7 protein-coding genes are annotated in these 11,456 nt (G+C 63.2%); 1 reads left to right on the plus strand and 6 read right to left on the minus strand.

Annotation, left to right across the window (positions count from 1 at the left end):
* Positions 1-14: 14 nt before the first annotated feature.
* The 5 genes from ACO6VM_RS05345 to ACO6VM_RS05365 form a co-directional block, all read right to left on the minus strand.
* Positions 15-1,085 carry a hypothetical protein gene (locus ACO6VM_RS05345; protein ID WP_401057446.1) on the minus strand — a complete coding sequence of 357 codons (1,071 nt, stop codon included), beginning with the start codon at positions 1,083-1,085 and terminating at the stop codon, positions 15-17.
* Positions 1,086-1,159: 74 nt separating this feature from the next.
* A complete protein-coding gene (locus ACO6VM_RS05350) occupies positions 1,160-1,717 on the minus strand; it encodes a polysaccharide biosynthesis/export family protein (protein WP_125858487.1) in 558 nt (185 codons plus the stop codon).
* 322 nt (positions 1,718-2,039) lie between these two features.
* Positions 2,040-2,216, minus strand: a complete 177-nt coding sequence (gene eppA, locus ACO6VM_RS05355) for an EPS-associated small membrane protein EppA (RefSeq protein WP_178125794.1) — start codon at positions 2,214-2,216, stop codon at positions 2,040-2,042.
* Positions 2,217-2,612: 396 nt separating this feature from the next.
* A complete protein-coding gene (locus ACO6VM_RS05360) occupies positions 2,613-3,728 on the minus strand; it encodes a glycosyltransferase 61 family protein (protein ID WP_401057377.1) in 1,116 nt (371 codons plus the stop codon).
* Between the two features lie 65 nt (positions 3,729-3,793).
* Positions 3,794-4,948, minus strand: coding sequence for a hypothetical protein (locus ACO6VM_RS05365; protein ID WP_422402877.1), 1,155 nt, complete (start codon positions 4,946-4,948; stop codon positions 3,794-3,796).
* Between the two features lie 324 nt (positions 4,949-5,272).
* On the opposite strand from ACO6VM_RS05365, the gene ACO6VM_RS05370 reads away from it, so the two are divergent.
* Positions 5,273-9,112, plus strand: a complete 3,840-nt coding sequence (locus tag ACO6VM_RS05370) for a dermonecrotic toxin domain-containing protein (protein ID WP_422402878.1) — start codon at positions 5,273-5,275, stop codon at positions 9,110-9,112.
* A gap of 21 nt (positions 9,113-9,133) precedes the next feature.
* Here ACO6VM_RS05370 and ACO6VM_RS05375 read toward each other — a convergent pair whose 3' ends face one another.
* Positions 9,134-11,377 (minus strand): putative bifunctional diguanylate cyclase/phosphodiesterase, encoded by a 2,244-nt coding sequence (locus ACO6VM_RS05375; protein ID WP_401057380.1) that lies wholly within the window; start codon positions 11,375-11,377, stop codon positions 9,134-9,136.
* Positions 11,378-11,456 lie beyond the last annotated feature (79 nt).

An 11,456-nucleotide genomic window follows, 5' to 3' on the forward strand; every position in this document is an offset into this window, starting at 1 on the left:
GCCCACGCTGAAAGTCAAAGGTCAGGGAGTCTGTAGGTCAGGGTCAATCCGATGATCGTAGCTACTGCATCCGGCACGTTGTCCTGCTGACGTTCCTTGTACATCATCGACAGGCGCAGGTCCCAGAACGGCGAGAACTCATGGCTGGCCCAGGCGCTGTAGGTTTGCAGGGTGTTCGGCGTCTGGCCCTTGCTGTCCTGCCAGGACGCTTCAAGGCCCACACGGTTGGTCTCGCTCACGGCATAGCTCCACAGCCCGCGCACCATGTCGAGTTCGGCGAAACCACCCTCGGCGCTGGCGACGGTACTGCGCTCGGCGCTGAAGCTGGCATCGGCACGCTCACCGTTGTAGTTGAGCGACACCCCGCCCTCGCCACGGCGCCCGCCCCCGGATCCGGAGACCTGGTTGACGCCAGCGTGCACGGTGCCTTCAAGCCGGTCGGTCAGCTGGTACTTCACGCCGACTGTCGGGGTATAGCTGTTGGTGGCCCGCGCCGTGTCGGTTTGCTCGGGTTCGTAACGGCGCACCAGCAGGCCGGTGAACACATCGGTGCGGGCGTTCCAGGCGTAGGTCAGGGTAGTGGCGTTGGCATACTCGTCGTAGCCCGTCAGCGTGGTGATGTCATAACGGGCGTGGGAGTAGGTGGTCTGGTTGTCCAGGGTGGTGCGATCGGTGAGGGCGTGGTTCCAGGTGCCCGTCAGCAGGGTCATCTTCTGGGTGCCGTCGGTGGTCACCACACCGGTGTCCAGAACGCTGCCGGACAACGTCGAGCTTTCGACATACTGCCCCTTGAGCCCGAAGCGCCCCTTGTCGGTATCGCGTTGCCATCCAAGGCTGACATCGGGGTCTTCACGGTTGCCCATCACATTGGTGTCGGACGAGCGCAGTACATGCACGCCGAGCCCCAGGTTCACCTGGTCGCGGCCGTAGGTGCCGACAAGGTTGTAAGTGGGCTCGATGAGTGTGCGCATAACACCCTTCTCGTCAGACGTCAGCAACAGCGGGTTGCTGTCGTACTCGACGGTCGTGGGGACCACGACCGAAGACTGCCAGTTGGCGGCCTGTACCAGGCCGGAAAACGGCATCATCATGATTGCCGTTGCAACGCTTGTTGTTCGAATAATTGGCACTATGCGGTCTTAATGTTGAGTCAGACAGATCAGGGAACGACCAGTGTGTCGCCCGCCTGGAGTTGGAAGTTGGTGGACAGGTCGCGCCCGGAAACCAGATCCTTGTAACGCACCGGCAGAACCTTTTGTGTCGCGCCCGTACCGCGAATGACCTTGATGGCGCTTTCGTCAGCGAATTTGTCCAGGCCGCCCGACATGCTCAACGCCTGCAACACGGCGGTGGGGCCTGCCATGGGCACCGGGCCCGGCTTGATCACCTTGCCCTGCACATAGACGAGGTTGCCGGCAGTACCGGTCACCACGACGCTGACATTAGGCTCGGCGAGGTATGCCTTCAAACCGGCGCTGATCTTTTGCGCGGCAGCGGTTGGGTCGAGCCCGGCCACATTGACCCGCCCCGCCAACGGGAAGGTGATGCTGCCATCAGGCAGGACAGTGGTTTCCTGGCGCAGGGTTTCTTCCTGCCAGACCGAGATCATCACCCGGTCGCCAGGGCTCAGCAGATAGGGGGTAGCGGATGGGTCAGCACGGCCGGCACCAGACCACAGCATCAGCACGCACAGCACAGCAGACATTAGACGTACCATGGGGTCCCTCCGGCCTGATGGCCTGCAAAGAGCACTGATTGAGAACAACGCACTACATCTCGCTCTGGTCGCGGCGACAACTACCGCCGCGATGGCCCCGATCATCCTGGAAGCCAGTACCGTCTTGCGCCTGAACGCTGACACCTGAGCGTCAGGCTCGCCGGCTACTGGAATATAGCAATGGTAGGAAAATTGACAAGCTTCTGTAGGATGCCAGGGCCGCCAAAAACAGATTTCACCTGTCAATTTACTGGCTTATTACTAAAAAGCATTGCAACTTTTCAGACAACTACAGAGGGCACATACAACTCATTGACACACTTCAAATTTTACTTCTGTTGGCAACAGCAACAAAACCGATCACCGCAAAAGCGAACAGCCAACCCGCCGTCGCCAAAGGAATAACGCTGGCATGGCTCATATAGGAATCGGCTGCCCGTGCGGCGCCGCTCAAAAGGACCAACAGGAAAATCGATTTGATGAAGAGTGTCGAGCGCATAATCCCCTCCTGCACAAGAGGATGAACGTTATTGTTGGGGAACAAAGACTGTATCGCTGTTGAATTTGAGCTTATGGGCACAATGATATTACGTCAACGATCCGACACCATAATAAATCTCAATCGAAGGCCTCTGTGCATGTCAATTTCTCGCCAGATGAAATATGCAGAGATTTGGCATTAATACAGCCCAGGCGAATGGCTGCGAAAGGTGTTTAACTTCGGCTATTTTCGGATTATCACAAGAGTGCTTGAAGGGCCCATCAAGTCCCTGAAGCGACCAGGCAGCGGCTAAGGTGTTTCATCGATGAGAAGCCTAATGCTAATGGTTCGGCTTACAGTCAAAACATCAACGCCCCCGCTTCCATAGCCACCGACATCAGCGCAAGGCCATGCTCACAATGGCATCAAGTCCAGCGTACGCTCCACTTCTGCCACATCGATCCGAAAGCCATCACCTTCGGGCACCCCGACCACAAAACCGAAATGCTGGTGATCGCGATCAGTCAGGTACTTGTAGTAACTGACAAACCGATTCGGCGGCTGCAAGGTCAGCACGCAACCACCTGGCTGCAGCACGTTGACGCCATGCACCAGCTGGCTGCCCTCGACGCCGATCACCACCTGCGCCCCCGCGCAGGCGGCGACGATACTCGGCACATCGGCCCGCAGCGGGTCGATGATGCGAAAGCCTCGGGTCTTGGCCAGGTGCTCGGCAACCGCGATTTCATTGCGCAACAAGCGCAAATCGCCATCGCCACCACGCAAGATGAACACCCCCGGATGGGGCGCTGCATCCACATGTGCCAGCAGCTTCTGGCCCATCGCGCGGTAGCGGGCATGTCGGCTGCGGTTGTTGCAGTGGTCGTCGAACAAAACCAGTTCGCGGAAAAACGCACTGTGCAGGCGCAACGGTCGCATATCCAGCCAGTCTTCATAGGCCGGGGCCTGGGTAAACAGCGGGAATCGAGCCGACGGCGCGGTGGTCACCGGCACCCCCTCGTCACAGGCCAGGGCATACGTCACGCAGTCTTCCATCAGCCAGGTACCAAACCACGAATTGCCGTTCTGCGTGCAGTAAACGGCGCCACGCTCGATCTCGTGGTCCACGCTGATCCGTGGGAAGGTGCTGGGCTTTCGCGATAACCAATGGCTGGCATTGCCCTTGTAGAGCGCGCCGTCGATCAGCCAGGCGTCCTTGATCAGGTAGCCACGGGTTGCGCCCTGCTCGATGCACACCCCGCCCTCCATGGTCTGTGCGGGGTGGACGTAAGGGTAGAAACGCTTGCCCTCCCAGCCGGTCACCCGCTCCAGCTGGCCTGGCAGAAAGAAGGCCGCTGGCGAGACCGTGGACTCCCCGGGCGCAATGTCCCAGCTTTTGTCCGCAACACTTTTAAGGTCGATGTCTGGCTTGCGCCCAAGGCGCTTCCTGGCCATGTTCTTGTAAGCGGCCAACGTCCAGGTGTTATGTCGGGTGGGCGGTGCGCTGAAATTCGAAATACCACTTCCCATGATGTCCCCCGTGCTTGAGCACAGCGTCACTGGTTTGGCGCAACATGCGCTCGAAATCCTCAACCTTAGCTGGACACTACCCGCTCCATGGTCGGCGGTGTCTGCACGCTGGCGTAACGGCCGCGCAGGTTTTCCAGAAACTGCTCACCCGCGTCTTTGGCGCCATACAGGTAGATCTTGTGCAGGCCGCCGAACACCATTTCATGGTACCGACTGGCGACTTCCTCATCGCTTGGCCCGTCAGGCACACCCAGGTGCAGGGTCAGCTTGTTGCCTTCGACGGCGAACAGCGGTGTGTCCCAGAGAAACTGGGCAACCCCCGCCTTGGGCAGCCGGACAAACATGTACGCGTGGTTGTTCAAGCCATCGATATCCCCACCGCGCCGTCTTTTCCATTTCAGCAGCCCGTCATCCGGCCGCGCCACGCACAGGCCGATGTCGTAATAGTCGTAGCCCTGCTCCAGGGCCCATTCGAGGGCCATGTAGGTGGTAATCGAGTTGACCTCACGCAGGCGTTTCGCGTCCGCGAACACCGCTTCGCAATAACCGAAGCGCAGGGTGCTCCAGTAACGTTTGCCGCCACGGGTGATCTCGCAACCCAGGTGGCAGGCAACCACCTCGCCCTCCAGCGTGATCAAGTCAAGCCGGCCGACCCCTTTGGCCAGGCGGAACACATCGTCGGTGGGAAACTGCGCGGCATGAATACCCTGCCGCGCCGAGGCGTACGGGCGCAGCAGTTCGCGATCGGCCATGGCGATTTCGTCATCGTCCAGGGTCTGGCGCATCTGATAGAGCGGCCGGTTCTTGCGGATGCTGCGGCGCAGCTCACTGTCGTAACGCGCGGTGATCTCCTCCAGCGGGCGCCCCAACGGCACCACGGCGCTCAGGTAATGCGGTACGTTCAAGGCGCCTGTGGTCGGCATCTCGCTCACCACCACCACGTGCCCCGATGCTGCCGGTTGCACTGGCTCGTTGGCGGCGGGCGCATTGCCCTGCCCCTTGCCGCCGATGAGCAATTTGGCCATCTCCCGGCCCTGCTTACGGCCGATGTACAGGATTTCGTAGGGGCTTTCCTGTTGCAGACGAAACCTGGCTATTTCCCAGCGCCAGAAACAGGCGCGCCCGAGAAAATCGCGTAACTTGTTTGATACATTCCTGAGTTCATAGCGCATGGAGGGCGATATGAATTTACGGGCAACAGCCGTCAAGTATTGTTTCATCGCGCGTCAACGTCCCTTGCTGTTATCGGATGGACACACCTGAATAAAACCGCCTAAGTGCTTGAAGCGCCAACCTAACCATCTGATATTCAACACTTATAAAGTCATTAACTGCACTCACATTCAGAAACAATTAAAGGTGCAAGAAAATCACTTTGCAAGCGGCACATTGATATCAAGGCCAGGTATTCCTTGGCGCCAATTTAATAGCCAAGCACAGTGTCTTCAGGTCCGCCTGCCTATCGTCCCCGTCATTAGCTATCTACCGCACCCGCTGAATCTTTTCGGTGCCTGCTGTTCGTTCGATCGAACAGGAGTCACCGCATGCCCTACCCGGATATCAACCCGCATCAACAGCTACTAGAACAGCAGCTTCCTGGCTGGACCCAGCCACTACCAACCGAACACTGGCAAGCCCTGCGCAGTGCACTGGAACCCGCCCAAGGCCTGCCCGGGGCAGAGGCCGACTGGTTCAGCAATGCCGCCCCCGACCTGCGCGAAGCCCTGCTCGCCAGCCAGGACCGCCTGGCACGCTCGCAACAGGCCTTGTCCCGCGCACTCAAGGGGCTGCAGCAAATAAGCGAATTCTGCGAGCCTCTGCTGCAGGCACACCTTGCGCAAGACAGCATGCTCGCACCTGTACGTGACACCCAGCTGCTGCATGTGCAACGCGAGTGGTCCTGGCTCGGCACCCGCTTCCTGTACAGCAGCGAACGGCACAGCCTGCTGCAGGCGGCATTGCTCAACTTTGCCGGCGATGAGTCGTTCGACAGCCACAGCGCCATTGCTGCGGCAGCCGACATCAGCGTGCAGCCGATCACCGTCGAAGGTTTCGCGCCAATCGGTTTCGACACCCAAGGCGCTGCCTTTCAGATGACATCCGAGGCCTATCAGGTCAACGCCCTGCCCCTCACGCCCCAGGCCTTTGCCAGCAGCTGCAGGCAACTTGACCTTGGCCAACGTTACCAGGAGCACCTGCAGCACATCTTCGACGGCAGCGACCAGGCACGGTTGCGTTCCCTGGCCATGGCGGTGCAGCGCGACCGTCTGCGAGTGGCGGCCGATGTCGGCTACCTGCGCCACGCCCTCAGCGGCACCGCCCGCGATGAAGTGGAGCGCCTGCTCAACGGTGCCCCCGGCAACTGCTGGACGCTCGCGCTGTTCGGCATGCCCTTGCATGAGGTGCTGCTGATCGACGCTGCCAAGGCCGGCCTGCTGCTGTACCTGCCCGGGCACAGCGCGGCATTGCAACTGTGCAAGGACCAGCAAGCAGTGGAGGCCGCGCTGGCGCAACGGTTGCTCGACCCGCAAGCCCGCCAGCGCTTCCTGGCCTACCTGTCACTTGACCAGCGCGCACAGTTCCTCGACCTGCTGCGCCAGAACCTCGACGCCAGCGGCCTCGGCCTCAGTGACCAGACCTGGGTCAGTGCCAGCCCGGCGAACTTGTACCTGACCCTCGCCCCGGTGCCTGGCGAAGTATTCGGTTTCCTTCAGGATCGGCACCTGGCCCGGCTCAAAGCCGAAGCGCGCCTGCTGGCAGTCCCGACCGCCGATGCCGACGAGCAGGCGCGCAAGCGCCGTCGCGACGAGTGGCGGAGCCTTGGCATGGATGTACTGACCGTTGCCGGCTTTTTTGTCCCCGGGGTCGGCACCCTGCTGCTTGCCGTCATCGCCTGCCAACTGCTGGACGAGGCCTACGAGGGCTATGAGGCATGGAACATCGGCGATCGCCAGCTGGCTTTGCGTCACCTTGAGGCCGTCGGGCTTAACCTGGCCTTGATCGGTGGCCTGCATGCGGCCGGCAAGGTGTTGCCGAAGCTGTTCAACAGCCCGCTGATGGAAAGCCTCGATCAGGTGCGAGTGGCCGACGGCAGCCGACGGCTGTGGCACCCGGAGCTTGCCCCCTACCGCAGCCCGATGGCCCTGCCTGACACGCTGCAAGCCAACCTCAGCGGGCAGTTCGAACACGGCGACAGGTATTTCATCCGCATCGACGGGCATCTGTATGAACAGCGCCTCGACCCACAGCTCAAGCGCTGGCGCATCGTTCACCCAGAGCGCAACGACGCCTATCAGCCGCTGCTTGAGCACAATGGCGAAGGCGCCTGGCATGCCGAGCACGAACAGCCCCAGGACTGGGACCTGGTCTACCTGATTCGGCGCTTGGGGCCGGAGTTCGCGGGTTTCACTGACGATGAACTGCGCCGGGCCACGCAGGTGTGCGGCCTGGGCGAAGACGCCCTGCGCCAGGTGCACCTGCGGTCCAGGCCCGCCCCGCCGCTGCTGGCCGATACCCTGGCACGCCTGCGTGCCGAGCAGCAGGCCCAGGCCCGGATGGCGCAGGACGCCAGCCTCGCCCACGCCCCACTGTTCGAGGGTTACTACAACCCGGCCAGCCCAGCCGACCCGCTGGTCGATCAACTGCTGCTCGCCCATCCACGTCTGACCCGGCCGCTGGCCACACGCCTGGTCGCCAGGCTGGCGGCCAGCGAGCGCAGCGCCGGCCAACTACCGACCTGGCTCGACAATGCTGCCCGCCAGGTGGCAAGCGACTTGCCCCTCACTCGTGCCCTGGAAGGCGTGTGGCTACCACGCCTGGCCTCAACCGACAGCGAGCGCCTGGTGCTCATGTACGTCGAACGGATGTCCGGCCGCTCGACGCTGCGCCTGGAACTGCGCGCTGGCAGCCCCCAAGGGCAAGTGCTGCGCGCCATCGGCGACAGCCAGGCAAGCGAACGCTACACCCTGATCAAGTCCGCCGAGGGCTATGAGGCCTACCACGGCGAGCGCCCGGTAGCCGGCACGATCGATCAAGACCTGTGCCGCGCACTGGTCGAGGTTTTTTCCAGCGCCCGGTTACAGGCGTTGGGGCTGCGCATCGAGGGCGCCGAAGGTTTGCGCGAGCAGGTGCTGGCCCAGAATGATCGGCAGGGCCTGGCCAGACGGCTCTGGGGCGGCGCTCCCGCGCGGTGGCGACAGCTCTGGCTGCGCGGCGGCGATGTAGGCGGCGGCTACCCGCCGCCGTTGCTGCGTGACGCCACCCGTGGACGCTACCGGCGTCTGTACCCCAGCAGCGATAACCGACAGTTCCGTGCCGACCTGTCGCGCTGGCACCGCCAGGGCATTACCCCGGAGTTCGCGCTGGCCAGGCTGGAAGCGCGCCTGCAAAGCCTGCGCGACGAACTGGCCGAATGGTCGGCCGGCTCACCCCGGCGCCAGCGGGCCGTGCGCCCGATCATCGATGCCTGGCACCGCGACTCACCCAGCCCGATAGTCCCGGCGCAGGGCATCCAGGCGCTGGACCTGGCGGGCCTCGAACTGACCAACGAGGATATCGCCAGCCTCGCCCTGCCGGATGACTTCAGGCACGTCGAGGAGCTCGAGCTCAGTGGCAACCCGCAGTTGAGCTGGCTGCACCCGGAGTTCCTCGAGCGCTTCCCACTGCTGGAGCGCCTGCACCTGCGGGACAACCGATTCGCCACCTTGCCAGAGCTGGCCGTGCCACTGCGGTTAATCTCGCTCGACTTGCAAGGCAACCGCATCACCTGGGACGACCTGGCCCAGGCGCGCCTGGAGCGTTCGCCCAATCTGCTGCACCTTGACCTCTCCGAGAACCCGCTGCTGCGCGCTCCCGACCTTGGCAACCTGCGTGAACTGCAACTGGTAAGCCTCGACAACACCAGCCTCACGCAATTGCCACAGGGGCTGGACAGCCTGCCAAGGCCTAGCGAAGCCAGCAACGGCATCGGTCTGTCGGTGCTGGACCTCTCCGACAACCAATTCATCGCCCTGCCGCAGGGGATAGTGTTTCCAGGGCACGTCGCCCGGGCCATGGAGCTGGAGAGCGATTGGCTGACGCCCGCGATACGGGGCCAGATCGATGGGTATTACCAGACGCATGGCATCGACCTGCTGGTGGCCGACTACCAGTACGAAGAACTCCTCGAGGGCACCACTGTCGCACAACAGGCGATCTGGCAGCGGCTGCCCATTGCCTATCGCCGCGGGCTGCGCGCCGTGCTGGTCAGCGACGCCTATCTGGATGACCCCGGTACAGCGCTGAGGGAACTCTGGCGGCGCCTGCAGCGCATCGACGCAGAACCGCTGATGCATGACTATGCGATGAGCCAGGCCGCCTGGCGAATACTAGAGCTGCCCATGTAGCGCAACCGCCAGCGGCGACGCTCACTCCCTGGCCGGGCGCCGCCGCTCGCGGTGCTCGGCCAGCCAGTGCTGCAAGGCCGCCGCCGGCATAGGCCGGCCAAGCAAGAAGCCCTGCCCCTGGTCGCACCCGGCGTTGCGCAGAAAGTCGTACTGCTCCTGAGTCTCGATCCCTTCGGCGGTAATCCTGAAACCCAGGGCATGCCCCAGGTCGATGATCGCCCGGGCGATAGCCACCGCGTCGTCGTCGCCAGGCAGGTCCTTGATGAAGGCGCGGTCGATCTTCAAATGGTCGATCGGCAGCGCGCGCAGGTAGGCCAGCGACGAATAACCCGTGCCGAAGTCGTCCACCGCAGTGGCCACGCCCATCGCCTGCAACTGCGCCAGCACCGCGCAGGCCTGTTGCTGGCTCTCCATCAGCAGGCTCTCGGTGATCTCCACTTCCAGCAGGTTGGCCGGCAGCCCATGCAGCTCCAGGGCACAGGCCAGGGCGCTGACATAGTCACTGCGCTCGATCTGCAGCGCCGCCACGTTGATCGCCAGCGGCCCGGGCAGCAGGTCCTGTGCTCGCCACTGCGCCAACTGCGCGCAGGCCAGTTCCAGCACGCGCTCGCCCAACGGAATGATCAACCCGGTGCGCTCGGCCAACGGAATGAATTCTCCCGGAGACACCAGGCCGTGCTGCGGATCGCGCCAGCGCAACAACGCCTCGACCCCTTCCAGGCCACCACTGAACAGGTCGAGCTTGGGCTGGTACCACAGCTCGAACTCGTTGTATTCCAGGGCCCGGCGCAGGTTGCGCTCCAACTCCAGGCGCTGCTGCAGGCGTTCGGTCATGTCCGGGTGGTACGGGCGCCAGGCGTTGCGGCCGCTCTCCTTGGCTGCATACATGGCGGTATCGGCGTGGCGCAGCAGGCTGTCGGCGTCCTCGCCATGCTGCGGGCACCAGGCCAGGCCAATGCTGCCGGTGACCAGGCTGGCATTGCCGTTGAGGTCGAACGGGCGCTGCAGGCAACGCAGCACGGCGCGGATCTGGTGGCTGACCTGGCCCTGTGTGCCCTGCAGCATGAACACGAACTCGTCGCCGCCCAACCGGCAAACCCGGTCCTGGGTGTCCAGTTCCTGCAGGAAACGCGCGGTGGCCTGTTGCAGCAACAGGTCGCCCATGGGGTGGCCGAGGCTGTCGTTCACCTGCTTGAAGCCGTCGATATCGAGCATCAGCACCGCCAGGCCATGGCCCTGTTCGATGGCCGCACTCAACTGCTGCAGGAACAGCACGCGGTTGGGCAGCCCGGTGATGGTGTCGTAGTGGGCCAGCCGTTCCAGCTGGGCCTGGTATTGGCGCAGCTCGCGGTTACGCAGCGCCAGCAGGCGCTGCTTGCGGTTGAGCTGGGCGACGAACAGGCTGAACAGGCCGGTGGTGGTCAAGGCAAACAGGAACAGCGGCGAGGCAAACAGATTGAGCGCCGACCAGCCGCCACGCGGCGCGGCCACCAGCTGCCAGAGGCCGCCCGGCACGTCCACGCTGACCTTCACCTGGGGCGCCTCGAACAACTGCGCATCCCCCCAGATCACCTCGCCATCGGCGCCCTTGCCATCACTGCCACGCACTGCCAGTTCGAAGCCCGCCTCCGGGCGCAGGCCGGCGGTGAGCAGCAGGCGATCGATGTCGGCGACGACCGAGAGATTGCCCCAGTACAACTTCACCCCGCGCTTGCCGGTGACGAAGATCGGCCGCCGGTAGATCAGCCCCCGGCCACCCTGCAGCAGTTGCAGGGGGCCTGCCAGCACCGGAGCCTGCCGGTCACGCGCCGACACCAGCAGCGGAAACTGCAGCGGCAAAAGCCGGTAATCGAGGCCAAGCAGTTGCTCGTTGCCCTCCAGCGGGTAGACATCGCTCACCACATCACCCGGCGCCAGGGCGATATGGCGCATGTAAGGCACCGAAGCCAAGGCATCCCGGGCCATGCCGTGAAAATGCTCGACACTGATGCTGCCGTCGGCGCTGATCAGCTGGGCGATGCCCTCGGCCTCGCTGAACGCCGCGCGCAACTGCGCCTCCAGCGCCCCGCGCACACCAGACAGGCGCGCGGCAAGGTTGGCCACCTGCTCGGCCTGCTCGCGCTGGGCATCGAGGTGGCCGAGCACCATGGACAGGCCGATCCCGACCACGGCGAAACCTACCGGCAGCATGCGATTGAGGGTACGGCGCAGGGCGCCCTTTTCGGGCAAGGGGTCATCGAGTGCGGGGCGATTGTTGCTGGTCATAGGCCTGACATCGGAGTCGATTCATCCTGTATCGGCGCACCCCAGGCAATGTTGAGCCAGACTGGTTTTTTTCCTGCGC

The sequence above is a fragment of the Pseudomonas sp. GZD-209 genome (genome assembly GCF_049310485.1).
Classification (GTDB): domain Bacteria; phylum Pseudomonadota; class Gammaproteobacteria; order Pseudomonadales; family Pseudomonadaceae; genus Aquipseudomonas; species Aquipseudomonas sichuanensis.

Excerpts from the sequence above, each read along its gene's own strand:
- ACO6VM_RS05345 (WP_401057446.1), bottom strand. The coding sequence starts at position 1,085 with ATGCCGTTTTCCGGCCTGGTACAGGCCGCCAACTGGCAGTCTTCGGTC.
- ACO6VM_RS05350 (WP_125858487.1), bottom strand. The coding sequence starts at position 1,717 with ATGGTACGTCTAATGTCTGCTGTGCTGTGCGTGCTGATGCTGTGGTCT.
- eppA (WP_178125794.1), bottom strand. The coding sequence starts at position 2,216 with ATGCGCTCGACACTCTTCATCAAATCGATTTTCCTGTTGGTCCTTTTG.
- ACO6VM_RS05360 (WP_401057377.1), bottom strand. The coding sequence starts at position 3,728 with ATGGGAAGTGGTATTTCGAATTTCAGCGCACCGCCCACCCGACATAAC.
- ACO6VM_RS05365 (WP_422402877.1), bottom strand. The coding sequence starts at position 4,948 with ATGAAACAATACTTGACGGCTGTTGCCCGTAAATTCATATCGCCCTCC.
- ACO6VM_RS05370 (WP_422402878.1), top strand. The coding sequence starts at position 5,273 with ATGCCCTACCCGGATATCAACCCGCATCAACAGCTACTAGAACAGCAG.
- ACO6VM_RS05375 (WP_401057380.1), bottom strand. The coding sequence starts at position 11,377 with ATGACCAGCAACAATCGCCCCGCACTCGATGACCCCTTGCCCGAAAAG.